The following is a 22,487-nucleotide window of genomic DNA, read 5'->3' as shown; positions in this document are numbered from 1 at the left end:
TTTACTTATCCCCCTTTGCTGATTTCTTGGCTTGCTTAGCAGCCTTTTTAGCTGCTCGCTCCTTAGCCTTTTCAGCTTTCTTAGTGTATTCAGCAACGATTGCTTGTCGCTGTTTTTCATCATGAATTAGTGGGAAACCACGCTTTCGCCGTTCCTCAACAAATGCTTTAGCAATTGATTTTGCCATAATTCGAATTCGATGAAGATAACCCGCTCGTTCAGTAACTGAAACTGCACCGCGCGCATCTAGAAGGTTAAAAGTATGACTACACTTTAAAACGTAATCATATGCCGGGTGAACAAGTCCTAATTTGATTAACCGTTTGGCTTCACTTTCATAATTATTAAATGCGTTTAGCAACATTTCTTGGTTGCTTTCTTCGAAGGCATACTTGGAATGTTCGTATTCTGGTTCTTTAAAAATATCACCATAGAGCACCCCATCTGCCCATTCCAAATCATAAACCGAGTCAACATTTTGAATGTATTCTGCTAATCGCTCTAATCCATAGGTAACTTCGGATGCCACAGGATTCATCGCTAACTCACCAACTACTTGGAAGTAGGTAAATTGGGTAACTTCCATTCCGTCAAGCCAGACTTCCCAACCAACACCTGCACAACCCATTGAAGGATTTTCCCAGTTATCTTCAACAAACCGAATATCATGCTCTAACGGTTCGATGCCAAGCTTACGTAAACTCCCCAGGTAAAGTTCTTGAATATTATCCGGTGAAGGCTTCATCAAAACTTGAAACTGGTGATGTTGGTACAGTCGGTTTGGATTTTCACCATAGCGACCATCTGCTGGTCGACGTGACGGCTCAACGTAAGCAACATTCCATGGTTCTGGCCCGATTGCCCGAAGAAAGGTATAAGGACTCATCGTCCCTGCACCTTTTTCATTGTCATACGCCTGCATCAACATACAACCTTGATCTGCCCAATATTGTTCTAGTGTAAAAATAATTTTTTGCACGGTTAATTTTTGTGACATTCTTCTACCCCTTTCAATAAAAAAATCCCTGCAATGGCTTTAACCATCACAGGGACGAATTAAATCGCGGTTCCACCCTGCTTTTCCGTAGTGCCTACGAAACAGCTTAATTTAAATTCACTGATAAAGTGCCACTGAAAAGGCGCGTTTACGAAGCTCACACTTCCCTCCGCTCGCTGTCAAAACTTAACCAATCAGTCTCTTCGTCATCGTTAAAATTCATTTAATTTACACTTGTTAATAATACAACCCTAATCCTAAAAGTCAATTTAAATTACAGATTTTACTGTCGACAATTCTTTAATTCAGTCGTCCACTCACCCATTTGATCAATAAACCGCTTGCTCTTCAACCGTAATCCAACCTGGTCACCATAAATTTTATCTAAGGCCCAACGTAAGTTACGTTTGACTAATTTATCAACTTGAATTTGGTCGACTTTTTGCAAGTTAAGTGTAGCAAAAAACCGCAGATAATTAATAGTCTTGGAGTCCAAATGTAAGCGGTGCGGATCATGATCCCAATGATTCACACACAGTAATCCGCCATCCGCCTCTGAATAGTCCATTAATTTTTGTGTCTTCCCACATACGACACAATGTCGCCATTCGGGCATCACACCAAATCGTCCTAAGAGCTGAACTTCGAGAACATTGGCAACTACTTGCGGATCCTGATGATCATTAATTAATTTCAGCGCTGCTAAAATCTGGTCATACCAAGCCCCAATATCGTGGCCATCATCAAAAGCACGATCAGCCAGCTCTAAAATAAACGTTGCATAGGCATTCGCCAAAAGGTCATCACCAATCTGATACAACTGATGCGTTTCCTGAGCAGCAACAATGTAGTTTAACTGATCTGGCGAAAGCATTCCAACATAACGACCATAAGTAAATGGGAGAATATCACTAGCCATTTTAAAATTCTTGCGTCGTGCGCCACGCACTAAGAACATTGAAGGTCCTTGCTTATTAGTCAGAATCTTGACAAGCTGATCACGTTCTCGATAATCACGACGATTCATGATTATTCCATTAAAAGGCTCATTAATGTGCGCCAATCAGCTCACCTCTTCTCCTAATAATCAGTCTTACGGTAACCATAATCCTTCAGCATCGCTGATTTATCACGCCAACCTGGAACTACTTTAACCCATAACTGTAGATAAACATGATCACCTAGCAGATGTTCAATATCTTGACGTGCCATTTGACCAATTTTCTTTAACATTTGACCCTTTTTGCCAATAATAATTCCCTTTTGGCCGGGTCGTTCCACAATAATATTGGCACTAATATGAACCGTTTCACGATCATCTCGCTTAATTGAAGTAACATCAATAGCTACTGAATGCGGAACTTCCTCACGAGTTAGTTGAAAGACCTTTTCACGAATCATCTCTGCAATCACAAATCGTTCTGGATGGTCTGAAATTTGATCGCTTGGATAATATTGCGGACCTTCCGGTAAATCTTGCACCAATTCGTTCATCAAAGTATTCACATTGTTCCCCTGCAAAGCAGATACTGGCACTATCTCTTTAAATGGTAACGAATCCTTATATTGATCAACAACCTCTGGTAACTCATTTGGATGAACGGTATCAATCTTATTAACGACTAAATAAATTGGTCGCTGAATATCTTTTAAGTGGTTAATAATGAAGTCATCACCGGGCCCGCGTTTTTCATCTGCCGCAACAACATACAAAACGGCATCAACTTCAGCCAGTGCTGACATCGTAGAACGCTCCATAAAATCACCGAGCTTAGTTCGTGGCTTATGAACGCCTGGCGTATCAATAAACACAATCTGGGCATCATCCGTGGTATAAATACCTTGAATCTTATTACGCGTCGTTTGTGCAACATTACTCATGATTGCCACTTTTTGACCAACAATATAATTTAACAAAGTCGATTTACCAACATTTGGCCGGCCAATCAACGCAACAAACCCTGAATGAAACTCTTGTTTATCCATTGCTACCTCCCTAACAATTCGATCAATCGCGGTCCAAAAATAATTAATCCAACGATTACCGCAAACAGTGCAGCAATTAAAACCGCCCCTGCTGATACATCCTTAATTTTTTTAACATTGACATTAAACTGATGGCCAACCATTAAATCGCAAAACGTTTCTGCCACCGTATTCATAAATTCTGCAGAAAAAACCGTAAAAATGGCTAAAAATAACCAAAGCCATTCCCACGGCAGTAATTTAAAACATAAACCAGCAACGATCACAATCACACTAGCTGCAATATGATATCGCATATTACGTTCCTGTGAAATCACCATCCAGATTCCGTGAATTGAATGACGCATTGCCTGACACAATCGATGATTTTTACTTGTTTGCTTATCTGGTGAGTCCATATTCATCTAAAATCTTCTCCTGTAAGCTAAACATTTTCTTTTCGTCTTCCGGTTGCTCATGATCGTAACCATTCAGATGTAAAAATCCATGCACTACTAAAAATCCCAATTCTCGATCTGTCGAATGTCCTAGAAATAGTGCTTGCTCTCTGACTTTATCAACCGAAATAAAAAGATCGCCTAAATCATGAGGCAACTCTGCTGCGACTGTCTCGTCAATCACAATGTCCTCATCACCATCATTAATTGCAAAAGAAATCACATCGGTAGCGCGATCAACTCCCCGATACTTTGCATTAATTTCTTTAATCTCCGGATTCCGCACAAAGGTTAATGATATCTCATCACGGTCAGTTAACTGTAACTTTTTCGCCGCAAAATTTAGTAAATCTTTTGCAAGTTGGTATTGATGATCCGTTAATTGTCCTTCTGTATGGTCATATATTTCTAATTCCATGTTTATTTCTCCTGGTCAGCGTGCTCTTCATAAGCAGTAATAATTTTTGCCACTACTGGATGTCGAACGACATCTTCAGCACTAAAATGAACAAAATCAATGGAAGGGACCCCGGATAGAATTTTCTGTGCACTAATTAGGCCACTGCGCGAACCATGGGGTAAATCAATTTGTGAAACATCTCCATTTACGACCATCTTTGACCCAAAGCCCAGCCGTGTTAAAAACATTTTCATTTGCGCATTAGTGGTATTTTGTGCCTCGTCCAGAATCACGAATGCATTATCCAATGTTCGTCCACGCATATAAGCTAGTGGCGCAATTTCAATTACATCACGTTCCATTAAACGCTCTGTATGGTCAGCACCAAAGATACTGTTCAAAGCATCATAAATCGGACGTAAATATGGATCCACTTTTTCTTTTAAATCGCCAGGTAAAAAGCCAAGGCTCTCTCCTGCTTCTACTGCTGGTCGTGTTAAGACGAGTCGCTCGACTTCACCCCGTTTAAGGGCAGCAATCGCCATCGCTACAGCCAAATACGTTTTTCCAGTCCCAGCAGGACCAATTCCAAAAGTAATGTCATTATCCTTCATGGAATGAACATATTGGCGCTGACCAAAGTTTTTTACTCGGATTGGCCGCCCCTTTCGATCATTAATAATTTTTTCGTTATACAGATCGCCAAAGTATTTTAAGGTTCCCCGATGAGCCATCTTCATCGCACTAACAATATCAGTACTGCTGATCATTATTCCCTGGGTAAGTAAATCCACCAAGGCTTGAAGAACCTGAATTGTGAGATGAACATCCTCTTGTTCACCAGTGACTTTTAATTCATTGCCGAACGGATTAACTGTCACGTTCATCCCTTCTTCAAAGAGGGCAACATACTTATCCTGAGTTCCTAATAATCCCACTTCAACTTGGGGATTCTCAATCTCAAAACTCATCGTAATCTTTTTTGCATCCGCTGCCAAAAACATTGCTCCTTTACTTTTTTTCTAATTATATCATTATTGCTCTACAAATAGTAAAGAGGTCGGGTAAATCCCCCGACCTCTTTATCTAATTAACATTAAGCATTATTTACTTTGAAGAACTTTTTTTACAGTTTCGTTAACAACTTTACCGTCAGCTTTACCCTTTACCTTTGGCATGATTGCTCCCATTACTTTGCCGAAATCTTTCATACTGGTAGCACCAACCTCATTAATGGTTTCTTCAACTACCTTTTCAACTTCAGCAGTGCTCAATTGCTTCGGAATGTACTTTGCAACTACTGCCATTTCTTTTTTGGTCGCATCAACCAAGTCTTGACGACCACCCTTTTCAAATTCAGCCATTGAGTCTTTCCGCTGCTTATATTCTTTCGCCATTAAAGCGTTTTCTTCATCAGGTGTTAGTTCATGGCCAAGGTTAATTTGTTCATTTTGCACAGACGCCTTCAACATCCGTACCACGCTTAAGGTATCTTTATCCTTCGCCTTCATCGCGGTAATCATATCTTTTTTTAAATTATCAAGTAAACTCATTGTATAATCTCCTTTAACAAAAAGCTCCCTGGTCAATTGACCGGGAGCTTCAAATTTTTAGTGACGACGCTTGTTTTTACGCTTACGTGCCGCTTCAGATTTCAACTTACGTTTTACGCTAGGCTTTTCATAAAACTCACGCTTACGGTATTCTTGAAGAGTTCCGTTTCGTGAAACCGTACGCTTAAAGCGCCGAAGAGCATCATCTAAAGATTCATTCTTACGAACGACTGTCTTTGACATTTTAAATTCCCCTCCCTCCGAGCTTAAAATCGTACTGTGTTTCGACTAATTAAAACTTGTCTTTACACTACGAATTTAATTATAGACAACCGAACTTTCAACGTCAACATAAAAGTCAGTTTTTTTATTTATTTTCCGAATTATCCTTGACACCAACATGTAATTCATCAAGTTGTTCCTGATCAACAGTCCCTGGTGCTGCCGTCATTGGTTCAATTCCCTTCGAGTTCTTCGGGAATGGAATCACATCACGAATATTGTCCGCACCAGCTAATAACATAACCCACCGATCAAAGCCAAAGGCTAATCCACCTTCTGGTGGCATTCCATTTTCCAAACCTTTAATTAAGAAGTTAAACCGGGCACGAGCCTCTTCCTTACTGTAACCTAATGCTTTAAAGACTTTTTCCTGAATTTGCGGGTCGTGAATCCGGATCGAGCCACCACCAATTTCATTACCATTTAAGATAATATCATAACTTTGAGCGTGCGCCTTGTGTGGATCTTCACCATCCTCAAGATAGTGAAGATCTTCTTCATTTAACATCGTGAATGGGTGGTGTGCTGCGATCCACTTGCCAAAGCCTTCATCATATTCAAACATTGGCCAGTTCACAACCCAAAGGTAGTTCCATTGACCTGGTTTAATCATGTCCATTTCTTTTGCGATTGCTTCACGTAGGTAGCCTAATGAATCAGCCACCACGTGGAAACTATCAGCAACAAAGAGGATTAGGTCGCCTTCTTTAGCATCTAAGCGCTTATTAATTGGCTTAGCCAAGTCATCAATAAACTTGGCAATTGGGCCATTGTAACCTTCTGCAGTAACCTTAACCCACGCTAGTCCTTTGGCACCGTACCGCTTAATATAATCTTCCTTCTTAGAAATGTCCTTTCGGGAATAATGATCAGCTCCACCTGGTACACAAATGGCACGGACATACTTGCCGTCAGCTACTGTGCCAGAAAAGACCTTGAAACTACTATCCTTGACAATGTCTGAAAGATCAGTAATCAGCATGCCAAATCGTGTGTCTGGCTTATCTGACCCATAACGATCCATCGCTTCTTGCCACTCCATCCGCGGGAATGGTGTTTTCACATCAACATTTAAGGCTTCCTTCATCACCCGTTTAATTAAACCTTCTGTCATGGTTTGAATATCTTCAGCGGTTGCAAAGCTCATTTCAGTATCAACTTGCGTAAATTCGGGTTGCCGGTCACCCCGTAAATCCTCGTCACGGAAACAGCGGGCCATTTGGTAGTAACGATCAACACCAGCAGCCATCAGTAATTGCTTAAATAACTGTGGTGATTGTGGCAAGGCATAGAAGTGCCCAGCATAAAGCCGTGAAGGAACCAAGAAATCACGAGCCCCTTCAGGAGTCGAGCGGGTTAAGTCAGGCGTTTCAACATCCATAAAGTCATTATTGTCATAATAGTTATGGATAATTGCTGCGACTTTACTCCGTAATTTCAGATTTTTCATCATCTCTGGACGCCGTAAGTCAATATAGCGGTACTGTAATCTTAAATCCTCACTAGCATCGACGTGATCCTTAACTTCGAATGGAGGGGTTTGTGATTTAGCAAGAATGTTTGCTTCTTTAACTTCTACTTCGATTTTCCCAGTTGGCAAGTTTGGGTTAATCTCTGCTCGTTTACGAACTAGGCCACGCACTTCGAGAATGTATTCACTTCGACACTCGTTAGCCACTTCAAAAGCTGCTGGGTCTTGCTGTTCATCAAACACCAGTTGAACAATACCTTCGCGATCACGTAAATCAATAAAAATTAAGCCACCTAGATTTCGTCGTTTAGCAACCCATCCTTTTAAGACAACTTCTTCACCGATTCGGTTTTCACTAGTTCTCCCAGCATAATTTGTTCTCTTCATTCTTCTTCCCCCTCAACATGTTCTTCAAAAACTTTTGCAAAATCATCTAACAAATCTGTTAACTTAACCGAAATCTCTTTTCCAGTTGCCATAACCTTTAGGTGAACATTACCCTCTGCCAACTCTCGTTTACCAATTGTCAGGACTACCCGCGTCTGAAGTCGATCAGCCGTTCTAAATTGCGCCTTCGGCTTTCGACCGAGATAATCTCGATCAGCAACTAGTCCTGCTTGTCGGGCTGCTTCAACTAATTGTAAACTTTCTAAATTAGTATCATTACCAATCCCGACAACGTATATATCAAGCCGTTCATTAACCGGTAACTTAATGCCTTCATCATTTAATAACAATAATAAGCGCTCTTCACCAATTCCAAAACCCACTCCAGAAAGATCAGGGCCCCCTAATTGTTTAACTAGTCCACTGTATCGTCCACCACCACAAATAGTGGTGTAGCCATTGCCAAGCGACTTAGCCTTCACCATTACTTCAAAAATTGTATGGTTATAATAATCAAGGCCACGAACCATGTCTGGATCTACAACATAATCAATTTTCAAAACATCCAACATTCGTTTAACCTGTTCAAATCGATCATGAGCCTCTGTAGTTAGATAGTCCAGAATTGACGGTGCGTCCGCAACGAATTTTTGGTCACGAGGGTCTTTACTATCAAGTACTCGAAGCGGATTCTTTTCTAATCGTTCTTGGGAGTCTTCGCTCAGTTCATCATAATGAGGTTTAAGGTAGTTAATCAGGGCCGTTCGGTAGTCATCACGACTCTTTTGATCACCCAGGGTATTGACCGCAACCCGTAAACTCGTTAACCCTAATTGCTTAAATAGTTGTAACGCCATTGCAATCACTTCGACGTCAGTTGCCGGATTATCACTACCAAAAGCTTCAACCCCGATTTGGTGAAATTCACGTTGCCGACCAGATTGCGGACGTTCATAACGAAACATTGGTCCCATATAATAAACCTTATATGGCTTTTGATACTCCGGTCCATATAACTTATTTTCATTAAATGCCCGGACAACCCCAGCGGTCCCTTCTGGACGTAATGCAATATGACGATCACCTTTATCATGAAAATCATACATTTCCTTAGTTACCACATCAGAAGTATCCCCTGCTGAACGGGCAAAAATGTCATAACTTTCAAATAATGGGGTGCGAATCCCTTGATAACCGTATTGATGGAAAATCTTACGAGCCAATCTTTCCACATATTCCCATTTGGCAGATTCTTCAGGTAAAATATCAGCTGTCCCTTTTGGTCGTTGATAACGCATCTTTTTTTCCTCCTCTTCTTCGCCAACAAAAAAAGCACCCCTGTTCGACAAGGGTGCAAAAGCACGGTACCACCTTGGTATCACTCATGGATAACGTCGCATTCGCGACGGGCATTGCCTGGCCTCAAAAGTGTCACTCAATGATTCTGTAACGGGGCTCTCACTCTCGCCCGCTCGCTGAATAAGAATTCATCAATCACTCTTTTTCATTGGTCGTGAATTGTTTAATTACGTTTTTAGATTACTCGAGATCCGATCAATAGTCAATCTTTTTCAATGAATCGAAGTGATTTTCTTGCTTTTCAATTCGAAGATTTTTAAACTAGATAAAAACACCCTGGAGGTGGACCCCTATTAAACGAATTGTTAATAAATCATTGATTATTGGGTGTAGTTTTGTTTTACTCGCAATTATTCTTCTCACCGGCCTCATTTATCAACGAACGGTCACCATCGATCCATCCACAATGCCAATTCAATCTGGACCAGGCGTTAGTTACCACCAGGTCAAAATCAACCAGCCAAAACGGGTATTAATTAATGGTGAACAACGTAATTGGTACCGAGTTCGGATAAGTGATCATCAGAATGCCTGGGTACCAAGCTGGTTAATTCATTCAAAAACACCACTCCATCGAAATAACCACCTGGCTGGAGCAATTATCGCAATTGATCCCGGGCATGGTGGTAACGATAGCGGAGCTGAATATAAAAATAATTCTGGAAAAGCCAAGTATATGGAGAAAACGTACACCTTGGCAATCGCCAAACGACTTGCCGACCAGTTAGAATCCGCTGGGGCACGAGTCATTATGACCAGATCCAAGGACCATAACGTGAGCCTTAAAGAACGAGTACGGATTGCCGAGCGATCCCACGTCGATTGCTTTATTAGTCTTCATCTAAACTCATCACCAGGAAAAAATGAGGGCTCTGGAGTAACCAGTTATTACTATCACCGTGGTCCTTCCAAACAACTAGCTTCTCAAGTCAGCCATCAATTCAACAACCTGCCTTTAACCAACCGTGGTGTTGAATTTGGTGATTTTTTAGTGATTCGCGATACTAGTTTACCATCAATTTTATGTGAAACTGGTTATGTGAATACTCGTAAAGACTTCCGTCAAGTAAAGAAAGCAAGCTTTCAACAGCGAGTTGCTAAAGATATCCGTGAAGGAATTAACCGTTATTTAGAACAATAGAAAGAAGCGTTCATTATGGAAACAGATAAATGGTTTGCATCCTTACCAATTGCCCCAATTGATTCTTGGGAACCTGTCAGTGGTGGTGATATTAACGAAGCATATCGAGTTGTTGCCGATGGCATCCCTTATTTTGTAAAGGTCCAACCACATCAGCCGACACAATATTTTGCTCATGAACAAAACGGTTTGAAAGCCCTCGGTTCAGTGATCAATACCCCAAAAGTAATTGCAACTGGTGAAATTAATGGGAATGCTTATTTAATTCTCAACTGGATTGAAGAAGGTCCAGAAAATCCAGTCGCGCTTGGTCATGCAATTGCTAAGCTCCATCAAAAACACGCTGACCAATTTGGCTTTTCTACTAATCATCGGACTAGAGTACTCTTAAAAGATAATAGTTGGAATGATAGCTGGCGAGATTTCTACTTAAATCAACGTTTGGCACCCGAAATTAATATCGCTAAAAAGTTAGGACGTTGGAATGACTGGCGTAATTTTCATTTTCAAAAAATGACTACTAAATTTGATCATTACTATAAGTCGAACTCAGTCACACCTTCCCTTCTCCATGGCGACCTATGGGCTGGTAATTACATGTTTAATCAGAATGGCACTCCGACCTTGATCGACCCTGATGCGCTATATGGGGACCGAGAATACGATCTCGCAATGACGACCATTTTTGGTGGCTTTACTCCCGCTTTTTACCAGGCATACAATGAGGCCTATCCATTAACGCCCGGGTTCGAAGATCGACTTCCTTGGTACCAATTCTATTATCTATGTATGCACTTGATTTTATTCGGTGAAACTTATGGTCCAGCAGTTGACCACATTTTGGATCAGTATTAATTAAAAAAGTTCATCCTCCAAATCTATCATGGAGGACGAACTTTTTGTTTATTTTGTAATTACTTATTAGAAGTAATGATGATATCTGAAGGCTTGATATCGTTGCTAAAGTATGGCTTCAATTCATTATTGTAGTCCTTTGTAAAGAAGCCTTGCTTGTTTAACTTAGTGATTTCCTTGTTACTCCAATTCAACAATGACTTGTTACCCTTCTTAACAGCTGGGGCGATGTATTGTTTTGGCCCAATACTCTTGATTCCAACAGTGTACTTGGGATTATTCTTAACCCAAGCGTAGAGATAGGAATTATCATCCGCTAGGGCAGCACCACGCTTGTTCTTCAGAGCGTTAAATTGCTGTGTCTTGGAGTCAAACTTTAACAGTGAAACTCCTTTTTGCTTACTGGTAAAGTAGTTTTCAGCAGTCGTCCCCTTAGTAACAATAACTTTCTTTCCCTTCAGTTGGCTAACTTTAGTAATTGCCTTCTTCTTTGGGGAAACCACACCAACGGAAACCTTCATGTATGGCTTAGCAAAGTCAACAACCTGCTTTCGTTCAGGAGTAACCGTAAAGTTAGCTAAGACGATGTCAGCCTTGTTAGAATTCAAGGTATCGACTCGGTTATTAGCATTAACTTGAACAAACTTCACCTTAACCCCCAGGTCCTTTGCCATCTGACGAGCTAAGGCAACATCATAACCGACCCGTTTACCATCTTTATTAACCCAACCATATGGTGGTAAATCGCCAAAGACCGCCACTTTAAGTACACCACGTTTTTTGATTGCACTTACTGAACTTGAATTTGAAGCAGCGTTGACCGTAGTTGGACGGACAGCGGCAGTTGCCATCAGAGCCGCCACACTCAAGGTTGCTAATGCACCGGCAATTAATTTTTTCCAATTAAATTTCATCTCAATACTCTCCTTATTTTTAAAATTCCATGCTGGATAAGAACTCAGCGGCCCGCTTTGTTTGCGGATGCTGGAAAAACTCTTTTCCTGTAGTTTGCTCAAGAATGTGACCATCTGCTAAAAATAAAACCTTATCCGCAATCTTCGCTGCAAAGTTCATTTCATGGGTGACAATAATCATTGTCATATGATTGCGATCGGATAATTCCTTAATTATTTCAAGAACTCCCCGAACCATTTCAGGATCTAGTGAGGCGGTAACCTCATCAAAAAGCATCAACTCTGGATGCATCGCTAACGCCCGAACAATCGCAATTCGTTGCTTTTGCCCTCCTGATAATTCCCGTGGGTAGGCATCAACTTGGTCTTCTAAATGGACCCGTTCCAATAGCTCAAGGGCTTCCTTTTTCACCTCCTCTCGTGGTCGTTTTTGAACCTTCGTAGGTGCCAGTAAAATATTTTCTAAGACCGTTAAATTTGGAAAAAGATCATAACTTTGAAATACCATTCCAATTTTCTGACGCAGTATTTGCCACTCTTTAGCTGATGGTTGAATCTTTTGTCCGTGAAAATAAATTGAACCATCACGAAATGGCTCTAATCCATTAAGTGTTCGAATTAACGTACTTTTACCAGAACCAGAAGGGCCTAGTAAAGTTACTACTTCTCCCTTCTTCAAATCAAAATTAATATCGTGAAGCGCTTGCCAGTTACCATAAAATTTATTTAAATGTTCCACTTTTAAAATTTCATCTGTCATATTCTCACCTACTTGCGATAGTCTTGTTGTTTAGCCGTTAATCGATTAGCTAATAGTGATAATGGATAATCAACAATAAAGTAAAGGACAAAAATCAATCCATAAACCCAGAACACACCAGTAGGGTGCGTTTGGTTATTAGCTTCAATAATCTGTTGTCCTACATTCACGACATCCATAATACTGATGGTCATCAATAATGAAGTCGTCTTAATAACCCTCGTGGCTAGGTTAATCGTCGCTGGCAACTCTAGTCGAAATGCTTGTGGTATTAAAATGTAGCGGAATAATTGCCATGAAGAAAGTCCCAACGCCAACCCAGATTCTCGCTGGTGACGGGGGACAGATTCTAATGCTCCCCGCACGATATCACTAAACTCTGCTGCAATCCATAAAGTAAAAGCGAGCACTGCCATCCAAGTTGCTGGTAAATCAATTTTGAATTGTCGAGGCAAAATATAATAAACCAAAAATAAGAGTACAATTGTTGGTACAATCCGGAAAAACTCAAGGTAAAGCCATAAAACAAAGCGAACCAGTCGATTTTTCATTGTCCGCATTAATCCTAAAACTGTTCCCAAGGCTAACCCAATCACTAACGAGATCATTGCAATCCATACCGCTGTCCACAGGCCACCCATTAATCGAGCAAAGTTAGTTCCTTCAAACAAAACATTAATTCCCGAATGAGCCATACCGAACCCTCCTTTCTAACCAGTCTAATAGTAGGATTAATGGAATTAATATAATGGCATAAGCAATCACTAGGATAAGTAAATACTCGTTTGATCGATAGTACATTCCGATTAAGTCAAGTGCAGTATTCGTTAGCTCCGGAATTGCAATGACTGAAAAAATGGATGTTTCTTTAATCAAAAAAATGATGTTTGCTGAAAGAGCTGGAACGCTTAACATTAGTCCTTGCGGTAAGATAACGTAGCGAGCTAGTTCCCATTGATTCATTCCTAAAGCTTCTCCAGCCTCAATTTGTGACTCACTAATACCATTAAAGCCACCAGAAAATCCTTCTGCCATGTAGGCACCGCCAAGAAAGACTAGTCCAATAATTCCACTCATCTCTGCTGATAACTTTATTCCTAAAACAGGAAATCCATAGTAAAGAAAAAATAACTGAATTAATAAGGGCGTATTTCTGCCAATTTCTACATATGCTCCTAGTAGTTTACTAATAACTGGAATTTTAAAATACCTGGTTAAACTAACAACTATGCCAACGATTAACGAACAGGCAATTCCAATTAAGGAAAGCCAGAGAGTTAATTGAAACCCTTTCACAAAACTTGGAATGCTTTGTTGAATAATCTCCCAATTCATAATCTCCCATCCTTTCTGAACAAAAAAGGTCGTTTGCCACATGCTTGGCAAACGACCTAAAATTATTAGGAAATGAGAACTCTTTAATCTAGTACTTATCTGTACCCAAAAAGAGCCCAACTGCCACCACGTCAGTTTGACTATTCATCTGAGTACAAGTACAACATGTATGTTGATGTAAAGCTAACATGGCCATTTCCTCCTCGTTCTTAAATATGATTCTAATATAAAAGTAAACTTACTAAATGTCAATAACAAAATTAAAATAATCTAATAATTATTTTTCATATATGATCGTTACTGGTCCGTCATTTTCTAAATCAACCTTCATATCGGCACCAAATTCACCAGTTTCAACCGAAATCCCCGTTGCTCTCAACTTTTCATTAAACTGATTGTAGAGCGGTTCCGCTAAACTAGGTTTTGCAGCCTTTGAAAATCCAGGACGGTTACCATGTTTAACATCCGCATAAAGAGTAAACTGCGAAATCGATAGGATGGCACCATGAACGTCCTGCAAGCCGAGATTCATTTTTCCTGGTTCACTTTCAAATACACGTAAGTTCGTAATTTTATGCACCATATAATCAAGTGTTGCTTCAGTATCATGAGGACCAAACCCCACTAGTAGCATATATCCTTTGCCAATCTTGCCAATTACCGTCCCATCAACACTCACTTGAGCATGATTAACCCGTTGCAATACTACTCGCATTGATTTTCCTCCTAATGAATTACTCGTTTAACAACATAAACATCTGGAATATTCTTAAGTGCATCCATAATAATCCGTAATTGTGCTAAGTTACGAACACCAACTGAGGCAGAAATCGTTGCAAGACGATTATTGTCCACCTTACCGTTGACTGAAGTTAGAAAACGCGTGTTGTTATTAATGGAATGCAAAACATCATTTAACATGCCATTTCGGTTGTATCCCTGAACCTCAATATCTGCGTTATAGTTTGTTTTATCACCTTCAGGATTACTCCAGTAAACTTGGACAATCCGTTGACCACTTTGTTCAGCAGACTTGATATTTGGACAATCAACACGGTGCACTGAGACTCCTCGCCCTTTCGTAATATAACCAACGATGTCATCACCCGGAACCGGGCTACAACAATGGCTAAGCCGTGTTAATAAGTTATCGACTCCTTCAACAAAAACGCCGTCATTTCCCTTTGCAATTTTCTTCTTATCACTTGCTGAGCTTTCTAGCGTCTTATGTTCTTCCAATAACGCCCGTTCTTCCTCGCGTTGCTTATCGTCCTTAGCTTTTTGCCTTAAATCAGCGGTAAATCGATTTTTTACGCCAACGGGTGGAACATCACCAAAACCAACTGCCGCAAAAAGATCATCTGCATCTTTAAAATGCATCTCATTGGCAACTTTCTGAGTACGATCTGGAGTGATAAATTCTGATGGCTCTAAATTATCATTACGTAATTGCTCTTCAATCATCCGCTGACCTTCAACGATATTCTTTTCGCGGTCATGGGCTCGAAAGAATTGTCGAATTTTATTTCTGGCCCGTCGTGTAGAAACTAGTTCAACCCAGTCGCGACTTGGTCCTGCAGAGGAAGTTGAGGTTAAAATATCAACAATATCACCATTTTTAATTTCATAATCTAATGGAACAATTCGGCCATTAACTTTAGCTCCGGTTGTGTGATTACCAACCTCCGTATGAATTTGGTAAGCCATATCTAATGGTCCAGCACCCTTTGGCATTTCAATAACATCGCCCTTCGGAGTGAAGGCATACACTTTATCCGTAAAGACATCGCTTTGCACGCCTTGCATGAATTCATCGGTCCCATGACTTTCACTCCGCATCTCCAGAATCTCTTTAACTACATTTAACTTACGGCTATCTAGAGTTGCCTGAACACCATTAGTCTTACCTTCTTTATAAGCCCAGTGAGCAGCTACCCCATATTCGGCCACCTCATGCATATGGTGAGTTCGAATTTGTATTTCTAACGGCCGTCCTTCTGGACCGATTACAGTAGTATGAAGTGACTGATAACCATTTGCCTTAGGCATTGCAATATAGTCCTTAAAGCGACCTGGCATTGGTGTCCATGTAGTATGAATTGCCCCTAAAACAGCATAGCAATCCCGAATGGAATCAACAACAACTCTGACCGCAAGTAAATCATAAATTTCGCTAAATTGCTTATGTTGGGTAACCATCTTTCGGTAAACAGAGTAAATATGTTTTGGACGTCCATAAATTTCAACATCTGGTCCTAATTTTAGATCTGCTGTCGCTTTTTGGACTTCTTGAATGGCTTCATCAATATAAGCAACCCGCTGATCCCGCCGTGAGTGCATTAAGTGAACGATCCGATAATATTGTTGCGGATTCAAATAACGTAGCGATAAGTCTTCTAATTCCCACTTAATAGTGCTAATCCCTAGTCGATCAGCAATCGGCGCATAAATTTCTAACGTTTCATTTGAAATGCGTCGTTGCTTATCTGGACGGAGATGATTCAACGTTCGCATATTATGTAATCGATCAGCCAGCTTTACAATCATTACCCGAATATCTTTACTCATCGCCAACAATAACTTACGGTGAGTGGCTGCCATTTGCTCCTTATTTGACTTGTAATGAATTTTACCGATTTTGGTGTCCCCATCAACAATCATTGCAATGGTTGGACCAAAGATCTCTTGAATGTCTTCCAGAGTTGCACCAGTGTCTTCAACAATATCATGCATGTACCCAGCACAAACTGTTTCTGGATCCATTCGTAATTCTGCAAGAATCCCAGCAACCTGAATTGGGTGAATAATGTACGGTTCCCCCGATTTACGAACTTGATCCCGATGAGCGACTTCTGCAAAATGATACGCACGCTCACAAAGGGCCACATGTTCTTCATTCATGTAAGAAGAAATCATCTTTTTAACATCTTCATGAGTCAATTCTTTAACTTTTGACATTTTCACCCCTCCTAACTAGACTATTGACGGTTCCGCCCCATTGACCATGCAAGATAAGAAATACCCAAATAAATAATTGCAAAATACCACATGTAGCGAGGTGTAAAGAAATAACCACCAACTAGGTAAATGATTGGAAAAATCAAAAGCCCCCATGGTTTAGCTACTTGGTAATAGTGATGAGCAACCCACATACAATATCCACCATTAATAACAATGAGGTCCAGCCACATCATAGTGACACGCGAAACAAACGGCAGTTTCGCAAACAGGGCAGTGAGCAACACCCCCAAAATTAGACTACTCAAGTAAATTTTCCAATCAATTTTTTGCCGTATTTTCATGCTCTCTTTTCATTCCTTACCATATTAATTAATGGATTAATTTTAGCACAACTAATCTTCAACTGACGCTTAACTTAATTCCAACGCAAACGAAATTGCTCCCAATAAATATAGTGGCGCAGTTTCAGCTCGTAAAATCCGTGGCCCCAAGCCAACCGGAACTACCCCCTCTGCAACCATCTTTTCAATTTCCGATTCAGTCAATCCACCTTCTGGTCCAAAAATTGCAAGTAAGCGGTCGCCAGAGTTAACTTGGTGCATAACCGTTGCTAAGGCACTAGTTTCTCCTTGCTTAGCTGATTCTTCCCACGCAACAATTTTATGGTCAGCATCAGTTTGTGCTAATAAGGCTGCCAAATTCGGCAAATAAGTAACTTTGGGAATTCGATTTCGATGTGATTGTTCAGCAGCTCCGTTTGCAATCTTTTGCAGACGTGCTAATTTTTTACCTTGTTTAGCACCAGTCCAGTGACTTACTGATCTTTTCGATTCAAAAAAGATAATCTCATCTGCACCAAGCTCAGTTGCCTTTTGAACAATCAGTTCTGGCTTATCCTTTGTTTTTGGTAAGCCACAAGCTAAGATTGAATAAATTGGCAACTCAGCATTTTGGTGCATGTCCTTAATAATTTCGACTCTCGCCATCTGGGCGTTAACCAAGGCTGCTAGATAAACGTGTTCGTTTGAAAAAACTAGCTCACACTCTGCTCCAATTTGCGCTCTTAAAACGGTAATGAAATGATGAGCAATTTCTTTTGGTAAAATTACTGTTTCATGAATAGTCGGTTGACTTTGGTGAATGAAATAACGCTGCATTATTCATCCTCCATCGGCTTATGAGCAATAATGCCATACCAATCTTTCATGCGGAGAGTTTCGTCAATAATAAATCCTTGCTTAAGCTGTGCATTACGAACCTTATTGAACTTATCATTGATAATTCCGGAAGTAAGGAATTTCCCGCCAGGTCGCAAGTTCATATACGCCTGCGGAATAAGTGGAAGAATAATCTCTGCCAGAATATTTGCGACGATGATGTCTTTTTGAGTCTGAATACCATCCAAAAGGCTATTAACCCCTAACTCAATCCCAGTGGCGGCGGGGTTTAGAGCAACATTATTCTTAGCTGAGTCAACTGCGACTTTGTCAACATCGTATGCCTCCACATCTCCAGCTCCAAGCAGTTTTGCAGCAATTGCTAACACTCCAGAACCAGTCCCAACGTCAATTAACGACTCTCCTCCCATTACAACCATTTCTAAGGCCTGCAACATTAATTGTGTAGTTGGATGTGTTCCTGTACCAAACGCCATTCCAGGATCCAGCACAATGATTTTTTCATTAGGCTGCTTTAATTGGTAATCTTCCCACTCCGGAACCACTGTTAACTGACTCGTTACACGTACTGGGTGGTAATACTTCTGCCATTCCGTGGCCCAATCTTGATTATCAATTGCTGATGAACTCACAGTGCCAGGATCTGGATTTAAACCAAATTGTTTTAATTGACCAACTCGTTGACGAATCTCCGTTACTAATTCTGGAACGAAGACTTTGGGTGGAAAATAACCTGTGACCGCCGCTCCTTTATCACGATGCGTCAATTCACTGGGGTTAACAATTTCACCATATGGGCCATACTTGCCCGCCTTGAGCTTTGCAAAATCTGCCGCATCATCAATCTTAACACCGGTCGATCCAACATCGCTTAAAATATAACTAACTGCTTCTACAGCTTCGTTAGTAGTTTCAACAGTAATCGCTGTCCAGTCCATAGTTCATCCTCCTTTAGTGACAAAAAAGGCGACTGCATCTGTCGCCTTCATCCCTCCAGTTATTGATTTTCTGTTGTCTTTTGCTGCTTGCTTTCGCGTTTTCGCGCCCGTTTCTTTTCGAGATGTTCCGTTAAATATAGGATTAGGTCCTTCTCTGTTTTAAAAATTCTTGGATGGTGTTGATGATGCAAGCGAACATCAATTTCATTAATTTTTAACCGTCCCGTCCATGTATGAGAGTAACGAATGATTACCCGATTGTTGAGCTTATGTTTACCAAAACGAAAGATATAAACATGCTCCGGAGTCATCATGGGCCGAATATATTCTTTTTTATATGTTAAGTCATTATCGCGCATAAACTGTTTAGTCCGATTTAAAATGGTAATCACCTCCCTAATCTTATTAGACATTTTTATTAAACTTTATTTTACCACACGGTTAAGTTCGGCAAAAGGCTCATAAACTAAAGATCTATTAAATCTATATATAAATTGACAACATTCAGTCGAAAAATTGCTATAATGAAGCTCAAATTGAGAAAGGAAGTAGTCGCATGAGCTTAATAATTGGTCTTTTAATCATTTGGCTTCTTTGGAAATTACTAAAATTTTCCTTTTGGCTCTTGGGATTATTAATTATCGTTGCCTTAGTTGGCTTTTTCATAAAAGCCCTCCTGCTTCCAGCAATTATCCTAATTTGTGGAGGCCTAATCTATGGATTTAGTTCATTTTTTAACTAAATCCATATGAAAGATGACGATAGTCAACATTTAATGTTATAATTCATTGTTGTAAAATGGTTGGTCGATAAATTGATCAACCTAATTTTTTGAATGAAAGAGAGTGTTTCTATGTCAAAGAATCATCAAAAAGTTGTTCTTGTCGGAGACGGTGCTGTAGGTTCAAGTTACGCCTTCGCTATGGCCCAACAAGGAATTGCTGAAGAATTTGCAATTGTTGATATTATTAAAGATCGGACCAAGGGTGATGCATTAGATCTTGAAGATGCTACCCCGTTCACGGCCCCAAAGATTTTCTATTCAGCTGATTATGACACCTGCAAGGATGCTGATTTAGTTGTTATTACTGCCGGTGCTCCACAAAAGCCAGGCGAAACCCGTTTACAATTAGTTGATAAGAACTTGAAGATTATCAAGTCCGTTGTGGAACCAATCGTTAAATCTGGCTTCGATGGCATCTTCTTGGTAGCTGCTAACCCTGTTGATGTTTTGACTTATGCTGTTCAAAAGCTGTCTGGTTTTCCACGCAATAAAGTTGTTGGATCAGGTACTTCTCTGGACTCTGCTCGGTTACGGGTTGCCCTTGGTAAGCTATTTGACGTTAGTCCAGTTGATGTCCAAGCTAATATGATGGCTGAACACGGTGACTCTGAATTTGCTGCATACTCTAGCGCAAACATTGGTGGTGTTCCAGTTCTTGAACTTGCTAAGGAAAAAGGCATTTCAATGGATGAACTACTCAAGATTGAAGACGATGTTCGGAAGAAGGCTTACCAAATTATTAATTTGAAGGGTGCTACCTTCTACGGTGTTGCGACTGCCCTTACCCGAATCTCACGGGCAATCTTGCATGATGAAAATGCCGTTTTACCAATTGGTGCCCCATTGAATGGTGAATATGGTTTGAAGGACATCTATATTGGTACTCCCGCTGTTGTTAACGCCAACGGTGTTGGTCGGGTTATGGAAGTCCCATTGGATGACCGTGAAAAGAAGGCCATGGCTGATTCTGCTAAGACTCTTGAAGAAGTTGCTAAGAACGGAATGGCTAAACTCCAAGGAAACGCCTAAACATTTCAGCTATAGATAATAAAAAGATCTCAACAATTGTTGAGATCTTTTTATTTACACTAATTCATGTACGTATAATCATCTTTACGGGTTTGATATTCAAGATTAAATGATTATTTTCATCCATCCTCATACCAACCAACGCTGCATTTTGCGATGACCAATTGGGATAAGTAAAAAGAGGTATTTTAATACTAATTCTAGTTCACCATTTACAGTAATTTAGGAATCTACTTCCCTAAATTAATAATTTAATGGTAGCATATTATTTACAAAGTAAAAAATTGGAAAAGAGGTTTTATTATGAGTAAATCTAATGAAGAATTAGCTGTAGAATTAACCATCGCCATGCTCCAACATAATGCAACCGTTAAGACTAGCTTAGATGATCCAAAAGCAAAAAAGCTGGCTAATGCAGTCGCGGTGGGCCAAAACTATAAATACTTATTAGGTGTTTTAAATAATGACATCGACCCCTTTCAAAAATAATTATAATTGAGGAGTCTCATCATGATTAAAGAATTTAAAGAGTTTATCAACCGCGGTAATGTGATGGATATGGCCGTTGGGGTCATTATTGGAGCAGCTTTTACTTCCATTGTTAATTCACTCGTTAACAATATTATCAATCCGTTCATTGGTATTTTTATGGGTAAAATTGATCTATCCAATCTGACTTGGTCGATTGGTAGCGCGACATTTAAATATGGTCTCTTTATTAATGCCGTTATTAATTTCCTTATCATTACGTTTGTAGTTTTTTTACTGGTTAAATTAGTTAACAAATTAATTACCGCTAAAGCACCAGATCAAACTTCCCAACCAAGCGCTGAAGCATCTCTGGCCAAAATTGTCAAAATGTTAGAGCAACAACAAAAACAAAATAATTCATAAACTTTTGTAAAATAAAACACCAAATCTTCGATTGATGAATCGGATTTGGTGTTTTTCGATTAGAATTGATGATTGAAAAATAATTCATTGAGCTTAGAATGCTGAACTTAAAATTTGGGCTTGAATAGTTTCCAGTTCATCACTGTTTAAATTAATAAACTTATTAACACTTCGCTCATTCACTTTAAGGTTAAGAATTAAGAAATCATGAATTGCCGAAAGATTGACTCCTGCGTGTCGCAAATGTTGGATGGTCATCGTAATTGCCAAATCTTCCACTTTAGCAGCTGAAAGTGAAGCTGGTGCAACCTCGATGACTCCTTGATAATATCCATTCATAAAAACTTTATTCATCCTTTGTCACCCTCAATTTTTATTTGTGATACTTAAAACCAGGCCCACGATGGACTCACAAAGCATAGTTCCTGCCATCCAATCCATTGCGACCATCATTTTACCGGTAAAGGTATAATATGCGGTAATCAAGTATGCAATTACCCAAATGACTTTCCAAAAATTATTCATTAACTGTTCACTTTCTCTTCTAATTAATTTGGTTACAATAAACCATCAGATATAATTATAGATCATGAAAACAAATTATCCTAATCAGCAATTTGCTACTTTACGCTCAAAAAAAGCAGCAGGTTCTTAATACCAACGACAATATAAAACTATAAAACGAGAGTTATGCGCATCCAGCATAAATCTCGTTTTTCAACGTTTACTTATCATCGACCTCTTCATCCGTCTTCAAAACGGCCATGAACGCTTCTTCTTTCCACGTTTAATTTCAACACATTTTAGACCAATTATTTTGATTAAA

27 protein-coding genes are annotated in these 22,487 nt (G+C 39.8%); 5 read left to right on the top strand and 22 right to left on the bottom strand.

Annotated elements, in window-relative coordinates:
• Position 1: 1 nt before the first annotated feature.
• The 10 genes from glyQ to hisS form a co-directional block, all read right to left on the bottom strand.
• Positions 2-997 carry a glycine--tRNA ligase subunit alpha gene (gene glyQ / locus Q0C76_RS07510; RefSeq protein WP_295731568.1) on the bottom strand — a complete coding sequence of 332 codons (996 nt, stop codon included), beginning with the start codon at positions 995-997 and terminating at the stop codon, positions 2-4.
• A gap of 283 nt (positions 998-1,280) precedes the next feature.
• The gene (recO, locus tag Q0C76_RS07505) at positions 1,281-2,060 is read right to left on the bottom strand and encodes a DNA repair protein RecO (RefSeq protein ID WP_295731567.1); all 780 of its coding nucleotides are present in this window, start codon (positions 2,058-2,060) and stop codon (positions 1,281-1,283) included.
• Positions 2,061-2,077: 17 nt separating this feature from the next.
• A complete protein-coding gene (gene era, locus Q0C76_RS07500; protein WP_295731566.1) occupies positions 2,078-2,983 on the bottom strand; it encodes a GTPase Era in 906 nt (301 codons plus the stop codon).
• Positions 2,984-2,985: 2 nt separating this feature from the next.
• Entirely contained in the window at positions 2,986-3,381 is a 396-nt protein-coding gene (locus Q0C76_RS07495; RefSeq protein WP_295731695.1) for a diacylglycerol kinase family protein, read from the bottom strand.
• A complete protein-coding gene (gene ybeY, locus Q0C76_RS07490; protein WP_295731564.1) occupies positions 3,365-3,838 on the bottom strand; it encodes an rRNA maturation RNase YbeY in 474 nt (157 codons plus the stop codon). The genes Q0C76_RS07495 and ybeY overlap by 17 nt, the downstream gene beginning before the upstream one ends.
• A 2-nt stretch (positions 3,839-3,840) precedes the next feature.
• Entirely contained in the window at positions 3,841-4,824 is a 984-nt protein-coding gene (locus Q0C76_RS07485) for a PhoH family protein (RefSeq protein WP_295731562.1), read from the bottom strand.
• Between the two features lie 99 nt (positions 4,825-4,923).
• Positions 4,924-5,373: a GatB/YqeY domain-containing protein gene (locus Q0C76_RS07480; RefSeq protein ID WP_295731561.1), complete on the bottom strand. Its 450-nt coding sequence runs from the start codon at positions 5,371-5,373 to the stop codon at positions 4,924-4,926.
• Positions 5,374-5,430: 57 nt separating this feature from the next.
• Positions 5,431-5,616, bottom strand: a complete 186-nt coding sequence (gene rpsU, locus Q0C76_RS07475; protein WP_006915904.1) for a 30S ribosomal protein S21 — start codon at positions 5,614-5,616, stop codon at positions 5,431-5,433.
• A gap of 124 nt (positions 5,617-5,740) precedes the next feature.
• A complete protein-coding gene (aspS, locus tag Q0C76_RS07470; RefSeq protein WP_295731558.1) occupies positions 5,741-7,513 on the bottom strand; it encodes an aspartate--tRNA ligase in 1,773 nt (590 codons plus the stop codon).
• On the bottom strand, positions 7,510-8,811 hold the full coding sequence (hisS, locus tag Q0C76_RS07465) for a histidine--tRNA ligase (protein WP_295731556.1): 1,302 nt from the start codon (positions 8,809-8,811) through the stop codon (positions 7,510-7,512). The genes aspS and hisS overlap by 4 nt, the downstream gene beginning before the upstream one ends.
• Before the next feature lie 377 nt (positions 8,812-9,188).
• Between hisS and Q0C76_RS07460 the strand changes: the two genes are divergently transcribed.
• Together Q0C76_RS07460 and Q0C76_RS07455 are read left to right on the top strand one after the other, a co-directional pair.
• A complete protein-coding gene (locus tag Q0C76_RS07460) occupies positions 9,189-10,013 on the top strand; it encodes an N-acetylmuramoyl-L-alanine amidase (protein WP_295731554.1) in 825 nt (274 codons plus the stop codon).
• Between the two features lie 15 nt (positions 10,014-10,028).
• The gene (locus Q0C76_RS07455) at positions 10,029-10,868 is read left to right on the top strand and encodes a fructosamine kinase family protein (protein ID WP_295731552.1); all 840 of its coding nucleotides are present in this window, start codon (positions 10,029-10,031) and stop codon (positions 10,866-10,868) included.
• Between the two features lie 59 nt (positions 10,869-10,927).
• On the opposite strand, the gene Q0C76_RS07450 is transcribed toward Q0C76_RS07455, so the two are convergent.
• From Q0C76_RS07450 to Q0C76_RS07405, 10 genes are all read right to left on the bottom strand, one after another.
• Positions 10,928-11,782 carry a transporter substrate-binding domain-containing protein gene (locus Q0C76_RS07450; RefSeq protein WP_295731550.1) on the bottom strand — a complete coding sequence of 285 codons (855 nt, stop codon included), beginning with the start codon at positions 11,780-11,782 and terminating at the stop codon, positions 10,928-10,930.
• Positions 11,783-11,801: 19 nt separating this feature from the next.
• Positions 11,802-12,542 carry an amino acid ABC transporter ATP-binding protein gene (locus Q0C76_RS07445; protein WP_295731548.1) on the bottom strand — a complete coding sequence of 247 codons (741 nt, stop codon included), beginning with the start codon at positions 12,540-12,542 and terminating at the stop codon, positions 11,802-11,804.
• An 8-nt stretch (positions 12,543-12,550) separates the two neighbouring features.
• Complete coding sequence (locus Q0C76_RS07440; RefSeq protein ID WP_295731546.1) at positions 12,551-13,237, bottom strand: amino acid ABC transporter permease; 687 nt, start codon at positions 13,235-13,237, stop codon at positions 12,551-12,553.
• On the bottom strand, positions 13,218-13,877 hold the full coding sequence (locus Q0C76_RS07435; RefSeq protein ID WP_295731544.1) for an amino acid ABC transporter permease: 660 nt from the start codon (positions 13,875-13,877) through the stop codon (positions 13,218-13,220). Before Q0C76_RS07435 ends, Q0C76_RS07440 begins: the two co-directional genes overlap by 20 nt.
• Before the next feature lie 277 nt (positions 13,878-14,154).
• On the bottom strand, positions 14,155-14,592 hold the full coding sequence (dtd, locus tag Q0C76_RS07430; protein WP_295731542.1) for a D-aminoacyl-tRNA deacylase: 438 nt from the start codon (positions 14,590-14,592) through the stop codon (positions 14,155-14,157).
• An 11-nt stretch (positions 14,593-14,603) separates the two neighbouring features.
• Positions 14,604-16,835, bottom strand: a complete 2,232-nt coding sequence (locus Q0C76_RS07425; RefSeq protein WP_295731540.1) for a bifunctional (p)ppGpp synthetase/guanosine-3',5'-bis(diphosphate) 3'-pyrophosphohydrolase — start codon at positions 16,833-16,835, stop codon at positions 14,604-14,606.
• A 20-nt stretch (positions 16,836-16,855) separates the two neighbouring features.
• Complete coding sequence (locus Q0C76_RS07420; RefSeq protein ID WP_295731538.1) at positions 16,856-17,179, bottom strand: hypothetical protein; 324 nt, start codon at positions 17,177-17,179, stop codon at positions 16,856-16,858.
• Positions 17,180-17,248: 69 nt separating this feature from the next.
• On the bottom strand, positions 17,249-17,995 hold the full coding sequence (locus Q0C76_RS07415; protein WP_295731536.1) for a 16S rRNA (uracil(1498)-N(3))-methyltransferase: 747 nt from the start codon (positions 17,993-17,995) through the stop codon (positions 17,249-17,251).
• Complete coding sequence (prmA, locus tag Q0C76_RS07410) at positions 17,995-18,954, bottom strand: 50S ribosomal protein L11 methyltransferase (RefSeq protein WP_295731534.1); 960 nt, start codon at positions 18,952-18,954, stop codon at positions 17,995-17,997. Before prmA ends, Q0C76_RS07415 begins: the two co-directional genes overlap by 1 nt.
• 59 nt (positions 18,955-19,013) lie before the next feature.
• A complete protein-coding gene (locus Q0C76_RS07405) occupies positions 19,014-19,313 on the bottom strand; it encodes a hypothetical protein (RefSeq protein ID WP_295731693.1) in 300 nt (99 codons plus the stop codon).
• A gap of 494 nt (positions 19,314-19,807) precedes the next feature.
• Here Q0C76_RS07405 and Q0C76_RS07400 point away from each other — a divergent pair, with 494 nt between their 5' ends.
• The 3 genes from Q0C76_RS07400 (at position 19,808) to mscL (ending at position 21,661) form a co-directional block, all read left to right on the top strand.
• Entirely contained in the window at positions 19,808-20,767 is a 960-nt protein-coding gene (locus Q0C76_RS07400; protein ID WP_295731532.1) for an L-lactate dehydrogenase, read from the top strand.
• A 303-nt stretch (positions 20,768-21,070) separates the two neighbouring features.
• Entirely contained in the window at positions 21,071-21,256 is a 186-nt protein-coding gene (locus Q0C76_RS07395; RefSeq protein WP_295731530.1) for a hypothetical protein, read from the top strand.
• A 21-nt stretch (positions 21,257-21,277) separates the two neighbouring features.
• Positions 21,278-21,661, top strand: coding sequence for a large-conductance mechanosensitive channel protein MscL (gene mscL / locus Q0C76_RS07390; RefSeq protein ID WP_295731528.1), 384 nt, complete (start codon positions 21,278-21,280; stop codon positions 21,659-21,661).
• A gap of 93 nt (positions 21,662-21,754) precedes the next feature.
• Here the strand turns inward: mscL and Q0C76_RS07385 are convergent, their stop codons facing one another.
• Positions 21,755-22,015, bottom strand: a complete 261-nt coding sequence (locus Q0C76_RS07385) for a hypothetical protein (RefSeq protein ID WP_295731526.1) — start codon at positions 22,013-22,015, stop codon at positions 21,755-21,757.
• Between the two features lie 12 nt (positions 22,016-22,027).
• A complete protein-coding gene (locus Q0C76_RS07380; RefSeq protein WP_295731524.1) occupies positions 22,028-22,186 on the bottom strand; it encodes a hypothetical protein in 159 nt (52 codons plus the stop codon).
• Positions 22,187-22,487: the final 301 nt, after the last annotated feature.

The organism is uncultured Limosilactobacillus sp. (genome assembly GCF_934202705.1).
Taxonomy (GTDB): domain Bacteria; phylum Bacillota; class Bacilli; order Lactobacillales; family Lactobacillaceae; genus Limosilactobacillus.
This window is presented reverse-complemented; position numbering and strand designations above follow the sequence as displayed.